We start from the raw sequence: 25,148 nt of genomic DNA on the forward strand, positions 1-25,148 counted from the left end.
GATGGGAAGGTGGGGGAAGAGGTAGCCGCTACTACAGGCCCAGCTGCAGGCCCAGCGACACGGTGCGCAGGTTGGGGTAGCTGCCCTCATCCACGCCGCGCGAGAGGTTGCCATTCACCACTTCGGGGTCGTAGCCGGTGTAGTCGGTCACGGTGAACAGGTTCTGCGCCGTTACATACACGCGCAGGCTGCCCACTCCTTTCACTCGCTCCGTTAAAGTTTTCGGAATTGTGTAGCCAATCTGCAGGTTTTTCAGGCGCAGGTAAGAGCCATCTTCCAGCCACCGCGAGGAGTTGAGGCGGGAGTTGTTGATGGCCGCCTCGCCGGCCTGCCCGCCCCCACCGGCAATAATGGCGCGGGGCGTAGTGGTGGAGGGGTTGGAAGGCGTCCAGGGGCTGAAATCCTTGCGGTAGTTGCCATTGTCGTCGGTACGGTCCAGCCAGTAGCGGCCGGTATTCAGAATATCGTTGCCCTGCACGCCCTGGAAGAAGGCCGACAGATCGACACCCTTGTAGCTGGTCGACAGGTTCAGGCCGTACTGGATTTTGGGGAACACCCGCCCGATGTGCGTGCGGTCAGCGGCCGTTATCTGACCATCGTTGTTGATGTCCTTATAGCGCACATCACCGGGCTGGGCATTGGGCTGGGCGCTGCCGGCTATGTTGTCGCCAGTCTGGAAGATACCGTCAAACTGATACAGGTAGAAGGAGCCCAGCTCGTAGCCAACCTCCGTGCGGGTCGATTCGCCGGGGCCGCCCACAAAGAAGTTCTGACGCTCGGTATTGCTCAGGCGCGTTACCTCATTCTTGATAGTGGTCAGGTTGCCGGTAACACTGTATTTGAAGGCGCTGCGGTTTTCGTTGTAGCCGACTACCAGTTCCAGTCCCCGGTTCTGAATGCGGCCAATGCGCTGGTACGGGTTGCTGCCCGCGTTACCCAGCACAATCGGAATGGCGGGGTCTACCAGGGCATTGCGCGTTTCGGAGCGGTAGTAATCGGCCGACAGCGTGATGCGGTCCTGCAGCAGCCCCAGATCAAAGCCAAAGTTAGCCGTGCGGCGCTCCTCCCAGGCTATATCGGTGCTGGGCAGCTGAGTTTGCACGCTACCATTCTGGGTGTTGTCGCCCCCGAACGGGTAGTTCACGTTGGGGTTCACTACACCCTGCCAGCGGTACGCACCGCCGTAGGGCCCGCCAATTTGCTCGTTGCCCAGCACCCCGTAGCTGGCCCGCAGCTTCAGGTTGCTTACCTTATCGGTGAGGTTGGCGAAGAAATCTTCCTTAGAAATCCGCCAGCCGGCCGAAGCCGCGTAGAACGTACCGTAGCGGTTTTCGGGGCTGAAGCGCGAGGAACCGTCGCGGCGGATGGCCGCAGTCAGCAGGTAGCGCTGGTCGTAGTCATAGGTAATCTGCCCCAGGTAGGAGCGTTTGTTGTAGGTGTAAGAAGAACCTACCACCTGCGGGGCGCTGCTGCCGGCATCCAGGGCCCAATAGTACACCGGGCCGGTGCCGTAGTCGTTGTTGCGGCCCCGGGTGAAGTCGTTGGTCTGGTGCTGCTCGGTGTAGCCGGCCACGGCCGTTACGTTGTTCTGACCGAAGCTCTTATCGAAGGACAGCGTATTCTCCACCATCGTGAAAAAGCTGTTTCCCTGATTCTCGGCGTAGTACGAGGGGTTCAGCGGGTCGTTCTGGCGCCACTGCCCGTAATGGCGCTTTTCCCGGTCGTGGTAGGCCAGGTACTCGGTACCCAGATTGAGGCGGTAGCGCAGGAAGCTAAAGATGTCCAGCTCCCCGTACACGTTGCCCTGAATGCGGTTGTTCTCGGAGGTGTTGTTCAGCAGTTTCTGCAGGGCTATGGGGTTGGTCCCGAAGGTGCTGGCGTTGTTGTTCCCGAAGCCGAACCCACCGGGGTTGGCCGCATCATACACCGGAATAACGGGCAGCATGCGCAGCACATCCAGGAAGGGCAGCCCGTTGATGGCCGTGGAGTTGGTGCGGGCCAGCTGCAGGTTCTCGCCCACGCGCAGGCGGCCCCGGTTAAAGCCCGAGTTCAGACGCACGCTGTAGCGCTCAAACTTGGGGCCCACGGTGGTGCCTTTCTGGTTGAAATACTCACCCGACAGCAGGAAATTGGAGTTGGGCCCGCCCCCTGAGAAACTCAGGTTGTAATCCTCTACCCGCCCCGTCCGGATCAGCTCTTTTTGCCAGTCCGTATCCACCCCGTTGGGGTTGGCCACAAACGGCTGCACCGGGCGGCCGGCATTTTCGTAGGCCTGGCGGTTGATAACGGCCCATTCCTGGGCATTCATCAGGTCGTAGGTCTTGTTGATTTTCTGCACCCCGCTATAGGCATTGAAGCTGATAGCTGGCGTACCCGCCTTACCCTTTTTGGTGGTAATGATAATTACCCCGTTGGCCCCGCGTGAACCATACGGCGCCAGGGAGGCTCCATCCTTCAATACCTGAATCGACTCGGCATCGGCAGTGTTAAAATCCCGGATGTTATCTACCCACAGCCCGTCAATAATGTAGAGGGGGCTGCTGCTGCCGCCTATAGACCCCAGACCTCGAATGTTTATCAGAGGTGCCTGGCCCGGCACGCCCGAGTTAATAACTTGCACACCTGGCAGCCGGCCCTGAATACCCTCGGCAATGGTGGCTACCGGGGCTTTTTGGGCGTCCCGCCCACTCACGCTGGCGACGGAGCCCGTCACGTCTTCGCGCTTTTGGGTCAGGTAGCCCACTACTACCACGTCGTTCAATACCTTGCTATCCACATCCAGGCGCACATCCACGGTGCTGCGGCCGTTTACCGGCACTTCCTGGGTGGTATAGCCAACAAAGGAGAAAACCAGCGTTGCATTGTCGGCTACCGTAAGGCTGTAGCGTCCGTCACTGTCGGTAGTCACGCCGTTGGATGTGCCTTTTTCCAGCACCGTTACGCCGGGCATTCCCTGGCCTTTTTCATCGGTAATGCGGCCGGCAACGGTTGCCGCCACGCCGGGCGTTGCGGCCCGGAGTAGCGAAGACGCTTCCGGGGCGGCGGTGGCCAGTAGCGGCAGGCAGCTCAGCAGGGCCGGCAGCAATAAGTGTTGCGGATGAGGTACCATTCGGTTCATAGGAAGGGGCAGTTGGGTAGGATGTGTCGGGGGTAAATGAATACAAGTGGCGGCGAGCAAACGTTTGCGCTTAGAAAGAAATTGCAAACGTTTGCAGTGAACTGCGGAAGAAAAGCCTGATATCAAAATGCTACCAGGCTACCGGGGTAGTGTGGGAAGGACAACTGGAGTGAGTGCAGCTATAACAGCTCACCTGCACCGAATTACTGCGTAAGGTTAAGTAGTTATTATTCCTTTGTCAAGAATCATCAATAAATATTTTATATCAAAAGTAATGGGTTACTCACTACTGCTGAGGTTAAACTGTGCAGGATAAGCAACCCGCACTGATTCTCCCCCGACGAAGGACCAAACGCGAAAAGAAAAAACCACTGGATTTCTTGCAAACGTTTGCATAAAATTCTTTCATTTGCTTCCTCGCTCACTTTACTTGCCTATGTCAGCCTCTGCCATTGCCGCCGCTTTTCAGCGGATCTTCTCAACCGTGCCGCTGGTGGTTCGGGCACCTGGCCGCGTCAACCTGATTGGGGAGCACACCGATTACAATGGAGGCTTCGTGCTGCCGGCCGCCGTCGATAAGGAAATCTACTTTGCCGTGGCCCTGAACGGACTCCCTGTGGTACGACTCTACTCGCATGACAAAGACGAGCGGCACGAGTTTGAAACAACACAGCTACAACCGGGCCCCATACTGTGGGCAAACTATCTGACAGGCGTAGTGGCAGGCTTTCAGCAGCAAGGCATTGCGGTGCCAGGCTTCGATTGTGTATTTGGGGGAAACGTGCCCATTGGGGCTGGCTTATCGTCGTCGGCAGCCGTGGAATGCGGCCTGGCGCTGGCGCTGAACACACTCCTGCAGGCTGGTCTGAGCCGGATGGAGCTGGCCCGACTCAGCCAGCAGGCCGAGCACACCCACGCGGGTGTGCAGTGCGGGATTATGGACCAGTTTGCCAGCCTGTTTGGCAAAGCCGGCCAGGTAGTCCTCCTCGACTGCCGCTCCCTGGAGTACGCATATTTTCCCTTTGACACCACCACCTGCCGTATTGTGCTGTGCAACTCCGGGGTAAAGCATTCCCTGGCCAGCTCCGAATACAATTCCCGCCGCCAGGAGTGCGAACTGGGAGTAGCTGTATTGCGCCAATACTACCCGCAAGTGCGCAGCCTGCGCGACGCGACGCTGGCCCAATTGGACGCGCACCAGCCGGAGCTAGGGGATATAGTGTATCGGCGCTGCCGGTACGTGGTGGAGGAAAACCAGCGCGTGGTGCTGGCCTGCCAGCACTTATCGGAGAAGGACATGGTGGCATTTGGCCAGCTGATGTATGCCTCCCACGCCGGGTTACGGAACCAGTACGAAGTAAGCTGTGCCGAGCTGGATCTGTTGGTGGCGGCGGCCCGTCCTTTGCCCGGCGTGTACGGGGCCCGTATGATGGGCGGCGGCTTCGGCGGCTGCACCATCAACCTGGTAGCCACCGAGGCAGTGGATGAGTTTTGCCGCTTGATGACCGCGCAGTACCAGCAGCAGCTGGGGCGGCCTCTCGAAATATATTGCACCACCATTGTAGGCGGTGTGGAAGTAGAGCCGTCCCTAGTGCTACCATAACCGCTTACATCCTCTCTGCTACTTGCACGTGGGAATGCAAGGCCGGAAAGGGGCCGGATTAAGCAGAGAGGATGCTTCTTGAACGTGAGCCCGGAGCTGCAGGCATCACCAAACGGTGTGTCCGGCGGCCGGGCTCACGCTCAGCCTTTTTATCGTCGACTACCCGTTACCATACGCTTACATGGCTGAATTTGACCTGACCGAACACCCGCACCGCCGCTACAACCCCCTTACCGGCGAGTGGCTGCTGGTGTCCCCGCACCGCTCCAGGCGTCCCTGGCAGGGCCAGCAGGAAGCCACCGACGAGGCCCCCCGCCCCGCCCACGACCCCACCTGCTACCTATGCCCCGGCAACGTGCGCGCCAACGGCGAGGTGAACCCCGACTATACCGGCACCTTTGTCTTCGACAACGACTTTGCCGCCCTGCTGCCCGACACGCCCGTGGGCGAGGTCAACATTGGCGGGCTCTTGCGGGCCGAGGCCGAATCGGGCGTGGGCCGGGTTATCTGCTTCTCCCCCCGCCACGATTTAACCCTGCCCGAAATGAGCCCGGAGGCCATTCGCGGGGTGGTGGACGTGTGGACCCAGCAGTTCCGGGAGCTGGGGGCCCGCCCCGACATCAACTACGTGCAGATTTTCGAGAACAAGGGCCAGGTGATGGGCTGCTCCAACCCCCACCCCCACGGCCAGATCTGGGCCCAGCGCACCGTACCCGGCGAGCCGGCCCAGGAAACCCGGCAGCAGCAGGCCTACTTCCAGCAGCACGGCCGCAGCCTACTCGCCGATTACCTGGCCCTGGAGCTGGAGCAGCAGCAGCGCGTGGTGCTGGCAAACGCGCACTGGGTGACGGTGGTACCCTACTGGGCCGTGTGGCCCTTCGAGACGCTGGTGCTGCCCCGCCGCCACGTGCAGGACCTGACCCAGCTCACGGACGAGGAAAAGGACGCACTGGCCGAGATGGTCCGCCAGCTCACCATCCGCTACGACAACCTGTTCCAGACCTCCTTCCCCTACTCCGCCGGCCTGCACCAGCGCCCCACCGACGGGCAGCAGCACGCGGCCTGGCACCTGCACCTGCACTTCTACCCGCCGCTGCTGCGCTCGGCCACCGTACGCAAGTTCATGGTGGGCTACGAGCTGCTCGGCAACGCCCAGCGCGACATCACCCCCGAAGCCGCCGCCCAGCGCCTGCGCGAGCTGCCCGATGTGCACTACAAAGCCGCCCGCCATAACCCATCATAACCCCTGCCGGCCTGAGCAGCACAGCAAAAGGGCCCGCAGCACGTTGCTGCGGGCCCTTTTGCTGTGCTGCTGTGCAATATAGTTTCTACTGCTCGCCCGCTGGCCGGGCCAGCGGCTGGCCCACTACCACGGGAACCCCAAAGTTGGGAGTACCATCGGCGTTCCAGGTGAAACGCTGGGCCCGGGGAGTACGCAACCGGCCGCAGCCCTGCCCGGGTTCATCGTTGGCATGGTACAGAATCCAGTCTTCCGTTCCATCCGGCGATTTGAAAAAGCTGTTGTGGCCGGGAGCGTACACTTTATTATCGGCATTCTGCTGGAATACGGGCTCCGGCGACTTTATCCAGGAGTCGGCACGCAGCAAATCGGCTTTTTCGGACGCGGTGAGCATGCCCAGGGCATACGTATCGGTCCAGCAGCCACTGGCCGAGTAGATCAGGTACAGCTTACCGGCGTGGCGGAGTACTTCGGGGCCTTCGTTCACATCCACGTGGGGCGGGTCGGCGGGGTTGTTCAGGTCGCCGTTTCGCTCCCAGGCATACGTGGGCGTGGATACGCGCACCCGTGGCCCGTCAATAGTCCAGGGATTTTTCATGCGGGCCAGGTAAATATCCTGCCGACCATTCTGGTCGCCCTCCCACCCCGACCAAATAAAGTACAGCTGCCCCCGATTCTCAAATACGGAGCCGTCGATGGCCCATTTGTTGGTGGCATCGGTAATCTGACCTTTATCAACCCACGTACCATCCAGAGGGTCGGGGGCACTGTTTTCAAGCACCCAGAGGCGGTGGTCGGCGTTACGGCCGGCATCGGCGGCGTAGTAGAGGTACCACTTGCCCGCTATGCGGTGCAGCTCCGGCGCCCAGATTTCGCGGGAGTTAGGGCCGGTAGCCGGGGGCGTCCAGACTACTTTGCTGGGGGCAGTGCGCAGCTGGCTCAGAGAAGCCGTTTTCCAGAGCGTGATGTTGCGGCCGGTTGTGTGGGTGTAGTAGTAGAAGCCGTTGTGATGAATCGTCCAGGGGTCGGCACCAGCCGGCAGCAATGGGTTGGTAAAGGTGCCCGCTTCGGGGGTATGGATGGCGCGGGGCGGGCGGGAGCAGGCAGTGGCCAGCAGCAGGGCCAGCAGCAACGGGTAGCAGCTTTTCATGGGTTGATACGGAGTGGCTCCGGGCGGTGCCCACGGGTTTGGGCACCGCCCGGGCGGCCAGAATATAGATTTAGCGGCGGCCTTATTTCCCGTTCATTTTCCGAATAAAATCGGCTTCGTCCTGATGGTAAGCGGTGCCGTCTTTGCGGAACACTTCATGAAACCACTCTCCCGGCTCGCCACCATCCTTCACCGGCACATCCCACTGGTATTTGGTGTTCGTTTTGCCATCCACCAAGCCCCAGTTAATAGCCCCGATATTGTATTTCCGGAGCAAGGGCATGATGTTCACGAAGCGGGAGTTGCGCGGCCGAGCCATATACTCGGTGCAGATAAGCGGCCGGTTATGCGTTTTCAGCAGCTCAATTACCCGCTCATGGGTGGTTACATCGTCGTAGTTATGATACGTCACAATATCGGAGTTCATGGCCTGAAAGGTATTCAGCTCCACTAGCCCCCAGTTCCAGAGGCCCGCGCTCAGCGGCTGACTGGGGTTTACCTCCCGGGCCCAGGCAAACACGTTGCGCAGCAGCGGCAAGGAGGCATTACCCTCGCCTTTGTTGCCGGGTTCGTTGTAGAGGTCCCACAGCAAAATGCGCCGGTCGTTGGCAAAGCTGCGCAGCACGTCCTGTACGTAGGGTTTCAGTTTCACAAAGCTGGCCGAGTCGCGGGAGGTTGGGTCGCCGGGGTCCTGTACCCAGCCCGAGTTATGAATACCAGGCTTGGGAGCGGGCTGTCTGCCGGGCTTCGGCGTTTCGTCCCAGCAGTCGTCAAAGAACACCAGCATCGTCTGGATATGGTGTTTATCCGCAATGGCCAGGTAGTCGCTCACACGCTTCTTGAAGCCCTGGGGGTCCTGCTGCCAGGCCAGGCTGTGCAGAAACACGCGCATGGTGTTAAAGCCGATGCCCTCTGCCCAGCCCAGTTCCTTATCAATGGTGGCAGGGTCGAAGGTATCGGCCTGCCACATTTCCAGCTGGTTAATTGCCGTGCTGGGCGTAAAATTGGCTCCCGACAGCCAGGGGTGCTGCCTGTACCAGGCCTGTGCCCGCTCCACCGACCAGCGTTGGCCCTGCATGGTGGCCGTAGCAGCCACGCCTTTGGTTTTGAGCTTGGTTTTTTGAGCAAATGAGTCCGTGGCGGTGGAAGCCAGCAGCGCCAGTGCAAACAGTAGTTTTTTCATGGAAGGAGAGGAAAGGATAACAGGTCAGTTTCGTTTGTCGGTCCGCTACTCGCCCGAGGGTTTGGGTTGGGGTTGGGCCAGGGAAACCGGCTCGCCGAAGTTGGGCGTCCCGTCGGGGTTCCAGCCGAAGCGCTGCATTCGGGCACTACGGCCGGCACACGTGCCGTCGGCGGCGGTTTTGGCGTGATACACCAGCCAGTTTTCGCGTCCATCCGGCGAGGTAGTAAAGCAGTTATGCCCCGTACCCCACACGCCGTTCCGGGCCGAGGGCTTGAATACCGGTTCAGACGCTTTGCTCCACGACCCGGGCTGCAAGAGGTCGGCCCCCGGGGGAGCGGTAAGCATGCCCAGGCAATAGTTGTCATCCCAGCAGGCACTGGCCGAATACACCACCAACAGCTGGCCTTTACGCCCCCGCAGAAATTCCGGGCCTTCCAGAATCTGGCGGCCGCCGCCCTTCTCCCATCCTCGCGTAGGGCGGGCAATAACCGCTTCCTTGCCCGGCTCCAGCGTCCAGGGATTGAGCAAGGGCGCAATGGCCAGCACACTTTGCGCCCCAACATACGCCGAGTACAGAAAATACCGCTTGCCACCGTGCTCAAACACGGAGCCATCGAGGCCGGTATAATGAGTATTCAGACGGCCCTTGTCGGTCCAGGTGCCGGTAGTGGGGTCGGCGGCAGCGTTTTCCAGTACAAATACGTAGCGGGCATTGTCGCCGGGGTGGGCCTTGTCAGTAGCCGTGTAGTAGAGGTACCACTTGCCGTCCAGGCGGTGCAGCTCCGGTGCCCACAGCTCGGCGGAGGCGGGCCCGGCCGCCGGCGGCGTCCATACTACGACAGCGGGTGCCTGGTGCACGGCACTCAGGGCCCTGGTTTTCCAGAGCGTCAGGTTGCGGCCGGTTGTGTTGGTGTAGTAATAATAGCCGTCGTGTCGGATTACCCATGGGTCCGGCCCGTCGGAGCGTAGTGGGTTCAGGAAAGTAGCTCCGGCCTGCGCCCGCAGCGGGGGCATATTGGCAAAACCACAGGCCGCAACTACTACCATCCCCCGCAGAAAAAAACGTCTGTTCATACAAAAGGACGTGATGAGCGGTATCCTGAATCAAGAAGCGTCCCCTGGGCCATTGGCGAGGCTACGCACAATGCGCACTAATAGGTAATCAAGGTATTTTAGCGCAAACGTTTGCAAGATAACCCTCGGCAAGATTTACGAGAAGCTCTGTCTCTCTCCCTGGAAAGCAGCCCCAGCTCAGACGACCCGGAAGGTAGTCGAAGCGTTGCAGCATACTGTCAGTTATTGCACAGATATGTAAAAGCGAACAATTCATCCTAGCAACACAACCCGTTGTCTTGCTAAGGATATCAGACTGGGCTCGGTATATCACAACGCACCACCCAGCCGGCTACGGTACCGTAGGCTTCGCAAGCTAAAACGTTTTACTAATTTCATGCAAACGTTTGTCTATTTATTCTCATCTTGTCGAGGCATGATGATGAAGTACTCACTCATCTGCTGTTCGAACACGTAGCAGTAGTGTATCCTCCGTAACCAGCGGGCAGGCCCCATACCGCGCTGGGACTACACTTACGTGCTCATTCGGCCGGCACCAATGGCTATCGGCTTCTTCTGCCTGGTGCCGCCCGCGCCTCCATCATCCGCATTTTACCGTTTACAAGCCGTTGCTATGCCCTATTCCCGCCGCACCTTTCTGCAGCAAGCCACCGCCGGCCTTGCCTCCCTCACCCTTCTGCACACTGCGCTGGCGCAGGCCGCCCAAACCTACACCAACCCTGTGTACGCCGGGCAATTTCCCGATCCGTTCGTACTTCAGCACCAGGGTCACTATTACGCCTTTGGTACTACCGGCCAGGGCCGCACTCCGGACGGGCGCATTTTTACCCTGCTCACTTCCGATAACCTGGTGGATTGGAAACCTGCCAGCGGGGCTCTCACACCCCCGGTCGGTGCCGAAGGAGCTGATTTCTGGGCTCCAGAGGTCGTCTACCACAATGGCACCTTCTACATGTACTATTCCATGGGTGGAGGTGCCGTTGGGGCCACGGTGGGCCATCGGCTGCATGTGGCTACCAGCAAAACGCCCCAGGGCCCCTATACACAAGTAGCCACGCTGGATGTGCCCGGCAGCAAATTCACCATTGATGCTCACGCTTTCCAGGACACCGACGGGCAATGGTACCTGTTCTACGCCCGCGACTTTATTGATACCGACAACGGCTTCCGCCCCGGCACGGGTCTGGTCGTGGATAAGCTGCTCAATATGACCCGACTGGCCGGCCAGAGCCGCACGGTAATGCGCGCCCGGCACGACTGGACGGTATTCGAAAAAAACCGCACCATGCCTCTGTACGGCGGCCAGACATTTCCGGAATGGCACACCCTGGAGGGCCCGTATGTGCGCAAACACGCAGGCAGGTACTATTGCTTCTATAGCGGAGCTAACTTCCTCACGCCCCGTTACGGCGTTGATTATTGCGTGGCTGATAACGTTATGGGCCCCTACTCCGAAGCAGGTGGCGGAAAAGGCCCCCGGGTGCTGGCGGCCGTAGCCGGGCATGTACGCGGCCCCGGCCACCACTCGCACGTGATGAGTCCTGATTGCAGACAGGAATACTTGGTGTATCATGCCTGGGATGCGGGCATGCAGCAGCGGCAGCTCTGCATCGATAAACTGGTGTGGACCCCGAAAGGCCCGCGCTGCCAGGGCCCCACGTATACACCGCAACCCCTGCCGGCCTAGAAGCCGGCTTTACGCAAATTCTACGCAAGAAAACGCGCAAACCGTACAAGTTCTTGCGTGGGGTTTGCGGATATTGCCGACCATATTCTCAGGAGTAGTTCCTCAAAGTCAGAACAGTTTGGCGCGCACGAAAGCATCCATTACCGATTTAGCTGCTCAGCTGGGTATATCGGTTTCTACCGTATCCCGGGCCCTATCGGACCACCCCAGCATCAGCGACGCCACCAAGAAACGGGTGTGGAAGCTGGCGCAGGAGCTGCACTACCAGCCCAACCACATGGCGGCGGGCTTGCGCAAAGGCCGCAGCAACCTGCTGGGCGTAATGGTGCCGCACATTGATGGGCACTTTTTTACGCTTGTTGTCAAAGGCATTGAAACCGTGGCCAGCAAAGCCGGTTTCAATGTGCTCATCTGCCAATCCAATGAAGATGTGGTGCATGAGCGCAAAAACATCGAAACTCTGCTTAGTGCCCAGGTAGAGGGAATTCTGGTGTCACTTTCCCGCACCACCCGCGACTTTCGGCACTTTGAAAAAGTACGCAAGCAGGAAATTCCACTGGTATTTTTCGACCGGATTCTGGACGGTCAGGACGTGAGTGCCGTGGTTCTGGATGACCGGGCCGGGGGCTACCAGTCTACCAAGCACCTGATTGCCCAGGGCTGCCGCCGCATTGCACACTTTGGCGGGCCGCAGCACCTGAACATCTACAAGGACCGTCAGCAGGGCTACCTTGATGCCCTGCGGGAATCCGGCCTGCCAATCGAATCCGAACTCATTCTGCATTCCAACATGGCCCTGGACGATGGAGTGGCAGGCATGCAGCAACTCTTGCAACTGCCAAACCCGCCGGACGCCGTGTTTTCAGCCAGCGACTTTTCCGCCGTTGGGGCCCTGCAGGAACTCAAGCGTCGGGGGCTGCGCGTACCCCAGCACATGGCGCTGGCTGGCTTCAGCAACGAAACCTTCACGTCGCTCACGGAGCCCATGCTTACCTCCGTTGACCAGCGGTGCGAACAGATGGGACAGTCGGCGGTGCGGCTGTTTCTGGAGATGCGGGAGCATACGTCCACCCCATTTTCGCCCCGGCGAATTTTACTGCAGCCCGAACTGCTGATCCGGGATTCATCCCTGCATACGGCCAGCTAAAATTGGGGCTTGCCGTACCCCATCCTTCTGGTTTGCGTATAGCTGCAACCCGCCGCGGCATTTTGCTGCGGCGTTTTCATGCAACTCCAATACGCTATGCGCACCTTATTTTTTGCCGCCGCTCTGGCGGGTATGCTGCTGAGCAGCTGCTCAGAGGCTCAAACCCAAAACCCGGAAGGCAACCAGAAGCAGGAAAAATCGGGGAAGAAAAAAGGTAAGAAAGGCGGTAAAGGTGCCGCTAACATTGCCAACCTGACGGAAGTGGGCCGCATGAGCGGCGTGCCCGAAAGCTCCGGCCTGGCCCTGACCGGCGAGGCCGGCTCCTTCTTCACCCACGGCGACGACGGCACCCAGCCCATTCTGTACAAAATCAGCAGCACCGGCAAAACGCTGGCCCAGCTGGATATTCCGGTGAAAAGCCACGACTGGGAAAGCATCACCCGCGACACCAACGGCCACGTGTACATCGGCGACGTGGGCAATAACAACAACAGCCGCCAGGACTTGGTGATTTATCGCCTCAACCCTGCCAACGTGCAGCAGGTGCAGGAAATCCACCTGAAATACCCCGATCAGAAGGACTTCCCGCCAGCCAAGGAGGAGCGCAACTTCGACTGCGAAGCCACGCTCTGGCACGCCGGCAAGGTGTACCTGTTCACCAAGGACCGCGCCCAGGAACAAACCAGCAAGGTGTATGCCGTGCCCGACCAGCCCGGTAACTACATCGCCCAGCAAATCACCCGCCTCGCCATTCCCGGCCAGGTAACCGATGCCGCCCTGAGCCCCGATGGCCGCCGCCTTGTGCTGCTGGCCCGCCAGGAAATGTTTGTGCTGGAGGGAAACAGCTTTGAGGAAATTCTGAAGGCCACGCCCCGCCAGATTTCCCTGAAAGGCGCGGGCCAGACCGAGGGTGCCGTATTCACCGATAACAACACGCTCTACATCAGCAACGAGCAGGGCGCGCTCTACACGTACTCGTTCCAATAAAACCACCGCCGGCCCAGCCGCAGGCGGACCGAAGCGCAGCGTTGAGCGGGCCCTTAGCGAATTTTCGCTAAGGGCCCGCTTTTGCGTGTAGCAGGACCTTTTTCTTTTGAGTATGTTTGACCTAAGATTCCAAAACCCGGTGCGGCCTTTCCCCGACCAGCGCCATCATCTTCCAGCAAATGGCTGAACAAACCACTCTCACCGGCCTGCGCGCCGGCGTGCTGCACGGCGACGAAGTGCAGCAGCTTTTCGAACACGCTAAAGCCCACGGCTACGCCCTGCCCGCCGTGAACGTAACCGGCACCGACACGGTAAACGCCGTGCTGGAAGCCGCCCGCGACCTGAACTCGCCGGTTATTATTCAGTTCTCGAACGGGGGTGCCCAGTTCTTCGCCGGTAAAGGCTTGGCCAACGACAAGCAGCAGGCCAGCATTGCCGGCGGCATTTCGGGCGCGCACCACGTGCACCTGATGGCCAAGGCCTACGGCGTACCCGTGATTCTGCACACCGACCACGCTGCCAAAAAGCTGCTGCCCTGGATTGACGGCCTGCTGGAAGCCGGCGAGAAATTCTACGCCGAGCACGGCCAGCCGCTGTACTCCTCGCACATGCTCGACCTCTCGGAGGAACCCATCGAGGAGAACATCGAAATCTGCAAAGAGTACCTGGTGCGCATGGCCAAAATTGGCATGACGCTGGAAATTGAGCTGGGCGTAACCGGCGGCGAGGAAGACGGCGTGGACAACTCCGACGTGGATTCCAGCAAGCTCTACACGCAGCCTTCGGAAGTAGCCTACGCTTATGAGGAGCTGAGCAAGGTGAGCCCCCGCTTCACCATTGCCGCTGCTTTCGGCAACGTGCACGGCGTGTACAAGCCCGGCAACGTGAAGCTGCAGCCCGTTATCCTGAAAAACTCCCAGGATTTCGTGAAGGAGAAATTCGGCCTCACCGCCGAGCGTCCCATCAACTTCGTATTCCACGGCGGCTCGGGCTCCACGCAGGAGGAAATCCGCGAGGCCATCAGCTACGGGGCCATCAAGATGAACATCGACACCGACATGCAGTGGGCGTTCTGGGACGGTATCCGCGGGTATTACCAGAAGAACGAAGGCTTCCTGCAGAGCCAGATCGGCAACCCCACCGGCGAGGATTCGCCCAACAAGAAGTACTACGACCCGCGCGTGTGGCTGCGTAAGGGCGAGGAAAGCTTCGTAACCCGCCTCAAGTCGGCCTTCGAAGACCTCAACGCCGTAAACCGCCGCCCCTAGGAAGTAGCGCGAACTTTGTAGTTCGCGTCTCAACACAAAACGGCCCCGTGCTCTGGTTGAGTACGGGGCCGTTTTGTTTATTCGTTATTCTGAGCGGAACGAGGAACCCAAGAAGCGGCAGGCACGGTGTAGAGACGCAATATCTTGCGTCTCGTCGTTGAACAAATGGACACGCGTCCTTTAGAACAACGTCAGCAACGACGACACGCAAGATATTGCGTCTCTACACCGTGCAATCCTAATTAAATTACCGCTTGGCAGCGGCCAGCGCGGCTTCGCGGGCTTCCTGCTCGTGCAGGTCGCGGGGGGCATCCTCGGGGCGGCCGGGGCGGTTGCGGGCTGTGAACAGCACGTAGAGGCCGATGAACACCAGCGGGATGCTCAGCCACTGGCCCATGTTCAGAGTCATGCCCTGCTCAAACGCCACTTGGTCTTCCTTGAAGAACTCCACCACGATGCGGAACGTGAACAGCAGCACCACGAACAGCCCGAACAGCTGACCACGGGGCGTGTGCTCCTTGGTGCGGTTCCACATCGAGTACAGCACCACGAACAGGAACACGCAGAACAGCGACTCGTAGATCTGGGTGGGGTGGCGCGGCACGGCTACCTCGGTGCCGGGGGCCACGCTGCCCGTTACGGGCTGGGTTTCGTAGGCCACCTTACCATCGGGCTGGCGCACGCGCGTCACGGCCACCGAGCCGGCCGGCACGGGCTGGTCGGGGCGCGGCTCCTGCAGGTGCTCGGTGTCGCGGGGGAACACGAAGGCCCAGGGCGCAGTGGTAGGCTGGCCCACAATTTCGGAGTTCATCAGGTTGCCGATGCGGATGAGCGCGCCGCCCACGGCCACTACCAGCACAATCCGGTCGAGGGTCCAGAGCACATCAAACTTGTTGTTACGGCTGAACAGCCACACGGCGAAGATGATGCCGATGGTGGCCCCGTGCGAGGCCAGCCCGCCTTCCCAGATCTTGAAGATGCTCAGCAAATCATTCTTGTACTGGGCCCAGTCGTAGAAAAACACGTGGCCCAGGCGCGCGCCCAGCACCGTGCCCAGCAGCACGTAAATGGTGATGACATCGACCCAGCGCGGCGACACCTTCTCCGACTTGTACACGTGGCCCAGGATGAATGTGCCCACCACGAAGCCCGACATAAACAGCAGCCCGTACCAGCGCAGCGTGAGGGGCCCCAACTCGGTAATAATGGGGTTCTGATTCCAGAGAATGGCACTTAGAAAACTCATACGCAGGAAAAGTAAAAAGTCGTCGGGGGAGAGTTAAGAAGGAGAAGACAGCAGCTGCACGCTGCCATCCACGTACACTTTAGCCAGAAACGGCCGGGGCGTGCGGCTGGCAAACCGGCGCAGGCGCGGCAAGGCCCGCACCACGCAGGCCGCCAGCTCGGCGCTGGTGAGGCCCTTGGCCACGATGATGAACGTGCCCGCCCCGCTGGCCAGCAGGGCCTGCTGCTCCAGCGGGTTGTAGCGGATGCGGCGCTCCTGGGTGAGTACGCACAGGCCCCGGGCCGCCACGGCCGGCAGCCACTCGGTATCGGGCGTTTCGGGGCGGAACAGGTCGGTGTGGCTCACGAAGGCCGTCTGCTGCTCTCGCAGGGCGGCCTGCACCCGCGGCATGGCCACGGTGCGGTCGAGAAAAAATACGGGGTTAGGCTGCGGCTCCAAGCTCATAACGAATTGCTTCTTCCACGGCACGGGTAGTCAGGCCGAATTCCTCGGCAATGGCGCGCACCGAATCACCGGCGCGGTACAGGCCCACCACCACGTCCACGGGCACGTAGTTTTCGGTGAGTACGGGCCGGCCGAAGGCAATGGTGGGGTCGACGGCAATGAGGGTTGGCAGGCCTTCCGGCGCGAAGCCCGGCCCGCTGCCGTACACCGGAAACAGGCGCAGCGGAAACCCGTCGGGCGCCCGCTCGATGCGGCGCAAATAGGCTTCCACCAGCTGGCGAATGGTCATCTGGCCCCGGCGGGAGGCGTTGATGAGCAGGTTCTCATCTTCCAGCGCCCGCACAAATAAATCCACGCCGTCGGTTTCAAACTGGTGCTGGGCCAGCGGATGCTCGGCCTGTAGCTCCTGGCGCACAAACTGCACCGCGTGGCGCACCCGCTGCAGCGAAATACCGTGCTGGTGCCGGATGGCGGCCAGCACGTGCACCTCTACCAGGTTCAAAAACGACAGGCCCTCTGCGCTGGCCGGCTGCACCAGGGCATCGTCGGCGCGCGTCCAGGCCTGCACGGTGGTAGCCGCCAGCCCCGTCAGGTGGGCCACCTGCCGCGCCGAGTACACCGGCAGCCGGTAGGCCTCGCGTTCCTGGTATAGTTGAGTCAGACTGCTTGCCGTCACGTTGCTGTTCAGAGTTGAGCTACGAAAGTACAGGGTTTGCGGCATAACCGGTACCCGCTGTCAGCGCATAGGAAGCAGTAAGCGGAACCAGCCTTTTCAGAAGTGGCAAAGAGCCACCTCTGAACTCATCTAAAAGCATCATTCCGAGCCCCGCGAGGAATGACGGGTTGTTTAGGTCTTGCCAGCCTCCACTTACAGCGCGTTCAGCTCCTGGGTGAAGCCGCCGCTCAGGATGGGGAAGCGCAGCCAGGAACGCGGGTCCACGTTGTAGTCGTCGAGGTGGAAGGCGGGGGCGTACCGCTCGCGCTTCCACTGGTTGCGGCTCCAGAGCGAGTAGAAGCGCTTCACGTAGGTTTTGAGTTGCTCGGCGTCGGCGACGGGGTCCTCCTGTACCAGCTTAGCCAGCACCTGCCGGGGGCTGAGCCGGTCGTAGAAGGCCAGCCGCTCGATGCGGTTGAGCAGCGGGTAGGGCATCAGGTCCCGCTCGTCGGTTTGCTTGTCTTCGAGGGGCCGCAGCTCGGCGGTGGGCTGCAAAGCATTCACGTGGCGCAGGGCGGGGTAGTTCAATTCCGCTTCGGCCCAGCGCAGCCACTGCTTCACAAAGGCCTTGTCCACGCCGGCAATGGGCGAAATGGAGCCGGCCGTGTCGCCGTCCATGGTGCAGTAGCCCACGCTGGCCTCCGAGCGGTTGGAGGTGGTCATTAGCAGGCAGTTCTGCACGTTGGCCAGCAGCCAGATGCCGGGAGCCCGCACCCGGGCCTGAATATTTTGCAGCGCCAAGTCGTCGGTCTGCCAGGTCAGCTCGCGGCCCAGCGCGTGCTCAATCTTGCCCACGTAGCCGGTCACCTCTTCGTCAATGGTCCAGTCATAGAACACGGCCCCGATGGAATCGGCCAGCTCTTTGGCCGAGTTGAACGTGTCGTCGGAGGAGTTGACGGTGCCCTGGTAGGCGCAGGTGAGCAGGCGGCGGGTGAGCTCGTTATTCGTTGTTCGTTGTTCGTTGTTCGGTTCCGTTACTGAGGCATCCTGGGGACCGGGAGCAGCTTGGTCAGCAACAGGGGCCACGGGGCCAGCCAGCTGCTGAATTTCTTCGGCCGTAAAGCAGCCGGCCCGGCGCATGAACTCGGCGGTACCCAGCTCGGCGGTACCCAGGCGCACCATCTCGGCCACGGCCACGGCGCACATGCAGGAGTCGGCACCGCCGCTGAGGCTCAACACGAAGCCTCGGCTGCGGGCCTTACGCATGTAGTCGAACAGCGCCAGACTCAGGGCCTGGTTCAGTTCCCGGTACTCGTCGGGCGCAGGCAGGGGCACAATTTCGGCGGCTGGCTCCAGGAGCTGGCTGAAATCCACGTCCACGTACTCCATGTCCACTTCCTTGAAGCTCATGAGCTGGTTGCGCAGCAGCAAATGGCCGTTGCGGGCCACCAGAATTTCGCCGTCATAGATCATGCGGCCGGCCTCGTTGCCCAGCAGGTTGGCGTAGAGGTAGGTGCAGCGGAAGTTGCGCGAAGCCTCCGTCACGAGGTGGTAGCGCACGTCGGTCTTACTCATGGCGAAGTGAGAGGCCGAAGGATTTACAATCAGATCCACCCGGCCCACGAGGCGGCAGGCGGGCCGTACGTCGTCGGGCCGCCACGCATCCTCGCAGATTTCAAACCCGAACTTCACGCCCTGGTGCTCAAAAATCATGTCGCCCAAAGCCCACTCCTCCCCTTCCCACTGCACCGTGGTGGTTTCGCCGGCCGGCCAGGGGTGGAAAAAGCGGGGCTCGTAGTGAACACCGTCGTTGGCCAGAAACTGCTTGGCCGCGAAGCCCAGAATCTGCCCGTCGCGCAGCACGGCGGCCGTGTTGTAGGTGCGCCCGTTCAGCCGCACCGGCAGCCCCACCACCACGCAAATGCCGTCCGTCCAAGGCCGCACCTGTTGCAGATACCCCAACGCGGCTTCGGGCAGCCAGTCGCTCAGAAATAGGTCCTCGCAGCCGTAGCCCGTCAGGCACAGCTCGGGCAGGCACAGCAGCTCTACCCCGGCGGCCTTGGCCTGAGTAATGGCCTGCTGAATGGTGCGCAGGTTGTGGGTCCAGTCGAAGGGTATCTGGTTAAGGGCGGCGCCGGCTATTCGCATGGGTTCGGGTGGAAGGTTCGTTCTGCAAAACAACTCCATTTCCCCGGATTGGGTTACAGCCCGGCTCTACCCTCGCCCCTGCATCACACTGCACTAATCGGGCACTACCGCTAGTTAGAAGCAACAGGCATGCGGCGGCCTTGACTATCCACTGCTTCCAGCTTGCCGCCTTCCAGCCATAGTGCCTGCAATGGTTCCTGCGCATCCGTGCGCTCCTGGTGGGGCAGATCAATGGCTAGCACCCGCCCGCCGTACATAGCTGTAATTTCCGATACCGGCGTGTGCCCAATGATTAGCCGACTGGCCCCGTACTGCCGTAGCATCTGCTCAAGCGTGGCCTCAGGGACTTCCCGCTGGGCAATTCCGCGGTACCAATCCGGGCTGAGAGGCGGCCGATTCACCAGCCGCTCCTGGCGCGTGAGCGTCGTGTCGGTGGCCGGTTTCTGCAGATACGCTCTGGCTATGGCGTTCAACTGCTCCAGGGACAGGTGCTGGGCCGCCACTTCCGGACTCAGCCCGCCGTGTACCAGCAGGGAGTTGCCAACTTTCTCCACCACGTTTTTGGTGCGCAGCCACTGGCCTAGTACCGTTTGGGGGCCGTACCACTGTTCGTAGGGCCATTGCAAGGTATCGGCGTTGATGCGGTACTTGCGCCGCACATATTTGAAATGGCCCGTGAGGTTCATCCGCTCGTGGTTACCCAAAATGAAGTGCACTTTCCCCCCGGCCGCCGCCGCTTCAGCTTCCAGCTTATAGATCAGCCAGAGGCACTCCGTTACGTTCACGCCCCGGTCAAAAAAGTCGCCCAGCAGCACCAGATGGCCTTGGCCAAACGCCCAGCGCAATTCTTTATCAACCACCCCACTGCCCCACAGTAAAGCCTCAAACCCCGCAAAATTTCCTTCGATATCCGACAGCACCAGCATCTTTTCGGGCAGCGGATACGTGGCGGGCTCCGGCTGAGCCGCGGCACGGAGCAAAACCGAAAAGACTTGCCCGGCTTCCGGCACGTAGCAACGTATCCGCTGGCCGGCAATGGCCGGCAACGTATCCTGGTGCAGGCGGTAACCGGTAGCGTGAGGCTCAATTTGCCGCAATACTCCTTGCGTACCGGCATAGCTTATCCAAGGCCCATCCGCTGAGAAGCCCGACTTATCGGAATTAGGCCCTTTCACTGACCAGTAAGGCAGGAAATAAAATTTGTCTATGTATCCCAGGGCAATCAGCGCCACACCGCCTACGCAGTACAACACATAGATGAGTAGCGTGATAAGTAGTGCCTTTTTCAATTGCTTTAGACTTTATGACAGAATAATCAGTCTTAAAGATATACCGCCCCTTCTCAAACCACCGCGTCCTCTGTGAGCTACACTGTGATATCAAGGTAGCCTGCAGAGGACGCGGTAATTTGCGCAGAAGATTCAGGGTTCTACACCCCCAGCGTTTCCAGTGCCCGTTCGGCGGCTAATTGCTCGGCCTGCTTTTTGGAGAGGCCCATGCCCACGGCCACCGGGTTTTCATCAACCACTACCGTGGCCGAAAACTCCATTACGCCGCCGGGGCGGGCTTCGCCGGTGAGGTCGTAGCGCAGATTTTTGCCGTTGCGCTGGGCCCACTCAATCAGCTTGCTCTTGAAGTTGGTGGTCGTCTGGGTCATGGCCTTCACATCCACATAGGGCTTAATGAGGCGGCTGAGCACAAACTTGCGGGCCGTTTTGTAGCCCTGGTCGAGGTACACGGCCCCTACCAGCGCCTCCAGGGCGTTGCCGTTCACGGAGCGCGACCGGGCGGCGCGGCCCTGGGCGGCATCCAGCTGCACCAGCTTATCCAGCCCAATTTTGAGGGCAATAGCGTTGAGGCTTTCCCGGTTCACGATGCGGCTGCGCATCTCCGTCAGGAAGCCTTCCTGCTCGTAGGGGAACTTGCGAAACAGGTACTCGGCCACCACCGTGCCCAGCACGGCGTCGCCGAGGAACTCCAGCCGCTCGTTGCTTTGGTGGCGGGCCTGCTCGCCCTGCTGGCGCACCACCGAGGAGTGCGTAAACGCCAGCTGGTACAGGCGCACATTGTCGGGCGTGTGCCCCGTGAGGGTGGCAATAGCCTGCCGAAAAGCCCGGTCACGGCCCAGCAGTCGGCGGAAAAAACCGAATAGCGGCAGGGGCTGACCGGGCTTTGGCATCTTATCTAATGTGATAAATGTGGGTGAATATGTTGAATGTGCGAGGTTGAACTACCGGGCTGTCAGCCGTAGCCAATCAGCCTTCCTTTCACCTTTCGCACATTGCATCACACGTTCCACATTATTCAGAGATTTTGCGGAAGATGACGGACGTGTTGTGCCCGCCGAACCCGAAGGTGTTGCTCATGGCCACGTTCACCTCGCGGGCCTGGGCCTTGTTGAACGTGAAGTTCAGCTTGGGATCCAGCTCCGGGTCGTCGGTGAAGTGGTTGATGGTGGGGGGCACCATGTTATGCTGCATGGCCAGGATGCAGGCCACGGCCTCAATGGCTCCGGCCCCGCCCAGCAGGTGGCCCGTCATGCTCTTGGTAGAGCTGATATTCAGGTCGTAAGCATGCTCACCGAACACCTTCTGAATGGCCTTCACCTCCGCCCCGTCGCCCAGCGGGGTGCTGGTGCCGTGGGTGTTGATGTAGTCCACGTCAGCGGGCGAAATACCGGCGTCGCGCAGGGCGTTCTGCATTACCAGCACTACGCCGTTACCCTCGGGGTCGGGGGCCGTAATGTGGTAGGCATCGGCCGACATACCGCCGCCGATCAGCTCGGCGTAGATTTTAGCGCCGCGAGCCTTGGCGTGCTCGTACTCCTCCAGAATCAGCGAGGCCGCGCCTTCACCCAGCACAAACCCGTCACGCTCCTTATCGTAGGGGCGGGAGGCTTGCTCGGGGGCGTCGTTCCGCTCGCTCATGGCCTTGAGGGCGTTGAAGCCGCCCACCCCCGATTCGGTGATGGCCGCTTCCGAGCCCCCGGTTACCACTACATCGGCCATGTTCAGGCGGATGTAGTTGAAGGCCGAGATGATGGAGTCAGAGGAAGACGCGCAGGCCGAGGTGGTCACGAAGTTCGGGCCCCGGAATTTGTGGCGGATGGAGATGTTGCCCGACGCGCTGTCGGCAATCATCTTCGGAATGAAGAACGGGTTGAAGCGGGGTGTGCCGTCGCCGTTGGCGAAGTTGATGCACTCGGCCTGCAGGGAGGTCAGTCCTCCAATGCCAGAGCCCCAGATAACGCCGACCCGGTCTTTATCAATACCTTCTTCATCCAGGCGGGCATCCTTGATGGCCTCATCAGCGGCAATCAGGGCGAACTGGGTGAAGATGTCCATTTTCCGGCCCTCCTTGGTGGGGAAGTAGGTATCCGGGTTGTAGTTCTTCACTTCGCAGGCGAAGCGAGTCTTGAACTTGCTGGCATCGAAACGGGTGATGGGGGCGGCCCCACTCACGCCGGCTTGCAGGCCCTCCCAATAAGCGGGGGCGGTGTTTCCCAGCGGGGTAATGGCACCCAGGCCGGTCACGACAACTCTCCGAAGAGACATAGGCTGGCTCAGAGAAGCGAAAGAAAGGAATTCACTAGAAAAGCAAAACGGCCGGCGGCAGGCCGGCCGGTAAGCAACTGTAGTAGTTAGTGCTTAGTTGCTAGTGCTTAGGCTGCACCAGAGCTATCCAGGCACTACGCACTAACAACTAAGCACTAACAACTATTTAGCGTGCTCTTCGAGGTAGCTGATAGCCTGGCCCACGGTGCCGATGTTCTCAGCCTGATCGTCTGGAATAGACACGTTGAATTCTTTTTCGAATTCCATGATCAGCTCAACGGTATCGAGCGAGTCAGCGCCCAGATCGTTGGTGAAGGAAGCCTCCGGGGTAACTTCCGAAGCCTCTACGCCGAGTTTATCGATGATGATGGCCTTTACTTTTTCTGCAATTTCAGACATTTCCGTGGGGGTTTAAGGAAAACTCGGCACAAATAACACCATCTTCGCTAACATTGTCAAACTTCCTCCCCCTAATCTTCCCGGTGCAAGATTATGGCCGGGGGTGTTTCGCCGGGGTACTATGGTGCCTATTTTTGCGTTTCCTTTCCTTTGCCCCGCTTATGAAAACCCTTACGCTGGATGTGGAGTACGACTGCGACTTCGACCTGTTCGGGCTCGTTTCGTCCAGCCGGGAGCACACGCTGGCCTGGGTGCTCAACCGGGCGCTGCACCTGCGCTTGGTAAAGCAGCAAGACCTGATTTACGACCTGCTGCACAAGGGCCGCCTCGTTATCAGCAACTATCTGCACGCCACGGAGCACTACACGCTGCGCCTGCTGCGCAACCGGTCCGTCGACCCTTCCCCCCTGAAAAAGCCTTTTCTTGCTCCCGATATCCGGGAATACGACTATCTGCTGCAGGTAAGTGCCGGCATGGTGAGCCACTCGCCGGAGGAACTGCTGGTGCAGCTTTCGGCCCTCCCCGAAGTCCAATTGGTCAGCCAGGTTGACCCGAATGACCTTAAATTCAAAGAAAATCTGCTCTTTTGAAAAGTAAAACCCTGTCATCCTGAGCAGCGCGAAGGACCTTATCCCCTACCCGAACGATACCGTTCCGATGTGATAAGGTCCTTCGCCGCGCTCAGGATGATGGGTGTTTGCGCCCCCTACTGTCTTACATTTTTGACCATACAACACCTCAATGGAAGCTCATCCGCATTTTAATAAAACCAAGATAATTGCCACGGTGGGCCCCGCCTCCAACACCTACGAGAAGCTGGGCATGCTTATGCGCGAGGGCGTGGACGTGTTTCGTCTGAATTTTTCGCACGGCAGCCATGAAGACCACCTCTCGGTGATTAACACGGTGCGCCGCCTCAATAAGGACATGCGCACGCACGTGGGCCTGCTGCAGGATTTGCAGGGCCCCAAAATCCGCCTTGGGGAAGTAGAAGGCGGCGGCGTGGAAATCAAGCCCGGCGACAAGATCAAGCTGGTGTGCGGTGAGAAGGAAATCAGCACGGCTACCCGCCTGAGCACGATTTACCTGGGCCTGGCCCGCGACGTGAAGCCCGGCGACATGATCCTCATCGACGACGGCAAAATTGAGCTGCGCGTGCTGGCCACCGACCGGGACAAAGAGGTAGACGTGGAAGTTATCTACGGTGGCCTGGTGAAGCCCCGCAAAGGTATCAACCTGCCCGACTCCGAGGTTTCGGCCCCATCGATGACGGAGAAGGACATTGAAGACCTGAAATTCGGCCTGGAAAACGACGTGGACTGGATTGCTCTGTCGTTTGCCCGCCGCGGCGAGGACATCCGCTTTATCAAGAGCCTGATTGCCGAAAGCGGCAAAACGGCCCGGGTAATTGCCAAAATTGAGACGCCCGAAGGCCTCAAGAACCTCGACGAAATCATTGCCCTCACCGATGCCGTAATGGTAGCCCGCGGCGACCTGGGCGTGGAGGTAAAGATGGAAGAGGTGCCAATGGCCCAGAAGATGATTGTGGAGAAGTGCAACAAGGCTGGCAAGCCGGTAATTGTGGCTACCCAGATGATGGAAAGCATGATTACGGCCCCCCGCCCCACCCGCGCCGAAACCAGTGACGTGGCCAACGCCGTGCTCGACGGAGCCGACGCCGTGATGCTCTCCGCCGAAACCGCCGTGGGTGCCTACCCCGCCGAAGTAATCCGCTCGATGGTGGGCACGATTATGAGCGTGGAAACCCGCCGCGAGTCGCTCTACCACCGCTGGTGGCCCATTACGCCCGAGTCGCCCACGTTTATGGTCGACAGCGTGCTGTCGGCCGCCTGCCACCTAGCCAAGAATACGGGTGCCAAAGCCATTACCGGTATGACGCACCGCGGCTACACGGCCTTCCAGATTGCCAAGTACCGGCCCAAGGCAAACATCTTCATCTTCACGGACAACCGCGCCCTGCTAACTACCCTGAGCCTGATCTGGGGCGTGCGCGGCTTCTACTACGACCGGATGGTGAGCACCGACAGCACCGTGTCGGACATCAAATACGCCCTCACCACCACCGGCCACCTCAACAAAGGTGATGTGTTCATCAACACGGCCTCGATGCCCATCAATGAGAAGGGCAAAACCAACATGGTGAAAGTGAGCGTAGCGTAATTGCTCCTGCTGTTTACAGAAAAAAGGCTCCCTGCCAATTGGCAGGGAGCCTTTTTTATTGGAC

20 protein-coding genes are annotated in these 25,148 nt (G+C 60.0%); 8 read left to right on the plus strand and 12 right to left on the minus strand.

The window, feature by feature from the left end; genetic code table 11:
* Positions 1–31 precede the first annotated feature (31 nt).
* Positions 32–3,118: a SusC/RagA family TonB-linked outer membrane protein gene (locus tag EI291_RS12055; protein ID WP_125420179.1), complete on the minus strand. Its 3,087-nt coding sequence runs from the start codon at positions 3,116–3,118 to the stop codon at positions 32–34.
* Between the two features lie 436 nt (positions 3,119–3,554).
* Between EI291_RS12055 and galK the strand changes: the two genes are divergently transcribed.
* A complete protein-coding gene (galK, locus tag EI291_RS12060) occupies positions 3,555–4,721 on the plus strand; it encodes a galactokinase (RefSeq protein WP_125420181.1) in 1,167 nt (388 codons plus the stop codon).
* Positions 4,722–4,902: 181 nt separating this feature from the next.
* A complete protein-coding gene (locus tag EI291_RS12065) occupies positions 4,903–5,964 on the plus strand; it encodes a UDP-glucose--hexose-1-phosphate uridylyltransferase (RefSeq protein ID WP_125420183.1) in 1,062 nt (353 codons plus the stop codon).
* Positions 5,965–6,049: 85 nt separating this feature from the next.
* Here EI291_RS12065 and EI291_RS12070 read toward each other — a convergent pair whose 3' ends face one another.
* The 3 genes from EI291_RS12070 to EI291_RS12080 form a co-directional block, all read right to left on the minus strand.
* The gene (locus tag EI291_RS12070) at positions 6,050–7,111 is read right to left on the minus strand and encodes a glycoside hydrolase family 43 protein (RefSeq protein ID WP_125420185.1); all 1,062 of its coding nucleotides are present in this window, start codon (positions 7,109–7,111) and stop codon (positions 6,050–6,052) included.
* Between the two features lie 82 nt (positions 7,112–7,193).
* Positions 7,194–8,294: a cellulase family glycosylhydrolase gene (locus EI291_RS12075; RefSeq protein ID WP_125420187.1), complete on the minus strand. Its 1,101-nt coding sequence runs from the start codon at positions 8,292–8,294 to the stop codon at positions 7,194–7,196.
* A 45-nt stretch (positions 8,295–8,339) separates the two neighbouring features.
* Positions 8,340–9,368: a glycoside hydrolase family 43 protein gene (locus EI291_RS12080; protein WP_205701596.1), complete on the minus strand. Its 1,029-nt coding sequence runs from the start codon at positions 9,366–9,368 to the stop codon at positions 8,340–8,342.
* A 613-nt stretch (positions 9,369–9,981) separates the two neighbouring features.
* Between EI291_RS12080 and EI291_RS12085 the strand changes: the two genes are divergently transcribed.
* The 4 genes from EI291_RS12085 to fbaA all read left to right on the plus strand — a co-directional run bounded on the left by EI291_RS12085 (position 9,982) and on the right by fbaA (position 14,457).
* The gene (locus tag EI291_RS12085) at positions 9,982–11,055 is read left to right on the plus strand and encodes a glycoside hydrolase family 43 protein (protein WP_125420189.1); all 1,074 of its coding nucleotides are present in this window, start codon (positions 9,982–9,984) and stop codon (positions 11,053–11,055) included.
* 118 nt (positions 11,056–11,173) lie between these two features.
* A complete protein-coding gene (locus tag EI291_RS12090) occupies positions 11,174–12,202 on the plus strand; it encodes a LacI family DNA-binding transcriptional regulator (RefSeq protein WP_240635526.1) in 1,029 nt (342 codons plus the stop codon).
* Positions 12,203–12,298: 96 nt separating this feature from the next.
* Complete coding sequence (locus tag EI291_RS12095; protein ID WP_125420191.1) at positions 12,299–13,189, plus strand: hypothetical protein; 891 nt, start codon at positions 12,299–12,301, stop codon at positions 13,187–13,189.
* A 179-nt stretch (positions 13,190–13,368) separates the two neighbouring features.
* Positions 13,369–14,457 carry a class II fructose-bisphosphate aldolase gene (gene fbaA / locus EI291_RS12100; RefSeq protein WP_125420193.1) on the plus strand — a complete coding sequence of 363 codons (1,089 nt, stop codon included), beginning with the start codon at positions 13,369–13,371 and terminating at the stop codon, positions 14,455–14,457.
* A gap of 247 nt (positions 14,458–14,704) precedes the next feature.
* On the opposite strand, the gene lgt is transcribed toward fbaA, so the two are convergent.
* The 8 genes from lgt to EI291_RS12140 form a co-directional block, all read right to left on the minus strand.
* Positions 14,705–15,703, minus strand: a complete 999-nt coding sequence (gene lgt / locus EI291_RS12105; RefSeq protein ID WP_125420195.1) for a prolipoprotein diacylglyceryl transferase — start codon at positions 15,701–15,703, stop codon at positions 14,705–14,707.
* A 33-nt stretch (positions 15,704–15,736) separates the two neighbouring features.
* Positions 15,737–16,147, minus strand: coding sequence for a PIN-like domain-containing protein (locus EI291_RS12110; protein ID WP_125420197.1), 411 nt, complete (start codon positions 16,145–16,147; stop codon positions 15,737–15,739).
* Complete coding sequence (locus EI291_RS12115) at positions 16,125–16,823, minus strand: DUF433 domain-containing protein (RefSeq protein WP_170172615.1); 699 nt, start codon at positions 16,821–16,823, stop codon at positions 16,125–16,127. Before EI291_RS12115 ends, EI291_RS12110 begins: the two co-directional genes overlap by 23 nt.
* A gap of 192 nt (positions 16,824–17,015) precedes the next feature.
* A complete protein-coding gene (gene nadE / locus EI291_RS12120; RefSeq protein ID WP_125420201.1) occupies positions 17,016–18,950 on the minus strand; it encodes an NAD(+) synthase in 1,935 nt (644 codons plus the stop codon).
* Positions 18,951–19,060: 110 nt separating this feature from the next.
* A complete protein-coding gene (locus EI291_RS12125; RefSeq protein WP_148103405.1) occupies positions 19,061–20,125 on the minus strand; it encodes a metallophosphoesterase in 1,065 nt (354 codons plus the stop codon).
* Between the two features lie 254 nt (positions 20,126–20,379).
* A complete protein-coding gene (rnc, locus tag EI291_RS12130) occupies positions 20,380–21,129 on the minus strand; it encodes a ribonuclease III (protein ID WP_125420206.1) in 750 nt (249 codons plus the stop codon).
* A gap of 121 nt (positions 21,130–21,250) precedes the next feature.
* Positions 21,251–22,504 carry a beta-ketoacyl-ACP synthase II gene (gene fabF / locus EI291_RS12135; protein ID WP_125420207.1) on the minus strand — a complete coding sequence of 418 codons (1,254 nt, stop codon included), beginning with the start codon at positions 22,502–22,504 and terminating at the stop codon, positions 21,251–21,253.
* Between the two features lie 162 nt (positions 22,505–22,666).
* Positions 22,667–22,903, minus strand: a complete 237-nt coding sequence (locus tag EI291_RS12140; protein WP_019948606.1) for an acyl carrier protein — start codon at positions 22,901–22,903, stop codon at positions 22,667–22,669.
* A gap of 161 nt (positions 22,904–23,064) precedes the next feature.
* On the opposite strand from EI291_RS12140, the gene EI291_RS12145 reads away from it, so the two are divergent.
* Positions 23,065–23,493 (plus strand): IPExxxVDY family protein, encoded by a 429-nt coding sequence (locus EI291_RS12145; RefSeq protein ID WP_125420209.1) that lies wholly within the window; start codon positions 23,065–23,067, stop codon positions 23,491–23,493.
* A gap of 151 nt (positions 23,494–23,644) precedes the next feature.
* A complete protein-coding gene (gene pyk, locus EI291_RS12150) occupies positions 23,645–25,084 on the plus strand; it encodes a pyruvate kinase (RefSeq protein ID WP_125420211.1) in 1,440 nt (479 codons plus the stop codon).
* Positions 25,085–25,148: the final 64 nt, after the last annotated feature.

The organism is Hymenobacter rigui (assembly GCF_003944715.1).
Taxonomy (GTDB): domain Bacteria; phylum Bacteroidota; class Bacteroidia; order Cytophagales; family Hymenobacteraceae; genus Hymenobacter; species Hymenobacter rigui.

Excerpts from the sequence above, each read along its gene's own strand:
- EI291_RS12055 (WP_125420179.1), bottom strand. The coding sequence starts at position 3,118 with ATGAACCGAATGGTACCTCATCCGCAACACTTATTGCTGCCGGCCCTG.
- galK (WP_125420181.1), top strand. The coding sequence starts at position 3,555 with ATGTCAGCCTCTGCCATTGCCGCCGCTTTTCAGCGGATCTTCTCAACC.
- EI291_RS12065 (WP_125420183.1), top strand. The coding sequence starts at position 4,903 with ATGGCTGAATTTGACCTGACCGAACACCCGCACCGCCGCTACAACCCC.
- EI291_RS12070 (WP_125420185.1), bottom strand. The coding sequence starts at position 7,111 with ATGAAAAGCTGCTACCCGTTGCTGCTGGCCCTGCTGCTGGCCACTGCC.
- EI291_RS12075 (WP_125420187.1), bottom strand. The coding sequence starts at position 8,294 with ATGAAAAAACTACTGTTTGCACTGGCGCTGCTGGCTTCCACCGCCACG.
- EI291_RS12080 (WP_205701596.1), bottom strand. The coding sequence starts at position 9,368 with ATGAACAGACGTTTTTTTCTGCGGGGGATGGTAGTAGTTGCGGCCTGT.
- EI291_RS12085 (WP_125420189.1), top strand. The coding sequence starts at position 9,982 with ATGCCCTATTCCCGCCGCACCTTTCTGCAGCAAGCCACCGCCGGCCTT.
- EI291_RS12095 (WP_125420191.1), top strand. The coding sequence starts at position 12,299 with ATGCGCACCTTATTTTTTGCCGCCGCTCTGGCGGGTATGCTGCTGAGC.
- fbaA (WP_125420193.1), top strand. The coding sequence starts at position 13,369 with ATGGCTGAACAAACCACTCTCACCGGCCTGCGCGCCGGCGTGCTGCAC.
- lgt (WP_125420195.1), bottom strand. The coding sequence starts at position 15,703 with ATGAGTTTTCTAAGTGCCATTCTCTGGAATCAGAACCCCATTATTACC.
- EI291_RS12110 (WP_125420197.1), bottom strand. The coding sequence starts at position 16,147 with ATGAGCTTGGAGCCGCAGCCTAACCCCGTATTTTTTCTCGACCGCACC.
- nadE (WP_125420201.1), bottom strand. The coding sequence starts at position 18,950 with ATGCGAATAGCCGGCGCCGCCCTTAACCAGATACCCTTCGACTGGACC.
- rnc (WP_125420206.1), bottom strand. The coding sequence starts at position 21,129 with ATGCCAAAGCCCGGTCAGCCCCTGCCGCTATTCGGTTTTTTCCGCCGA.
- fabF (WP_125420207.1), bottom strand. The coding sequence starts at position 22,504 with ATGTCTCTTCGGAGAGTTGTCGTGACCGGCCTGGGTGCCATTACCCCG.
- EI291_RS12140 (WP_019948606.1), bottom strand. The coding sequence starts at position 22,903 with ATGTCTGAAATTGCAGAAAAAGTAAAGGCCATCATCATCGATAAACTC.
- EI291_RS12145 (WP_125420209.1), top strand. The coding sequence starts at position 23,065 with ATGAAAACCCTTACGCTGGATGTGGAGTACGACTGCGACTTCGACCTG.
- pyk (WP_125420211.1), top strand. The coding sequence starts at position 23,645 with ATGGAAGCTCATCCGCATTTTAATAAAACCAAGATAATTGCCACGGTG.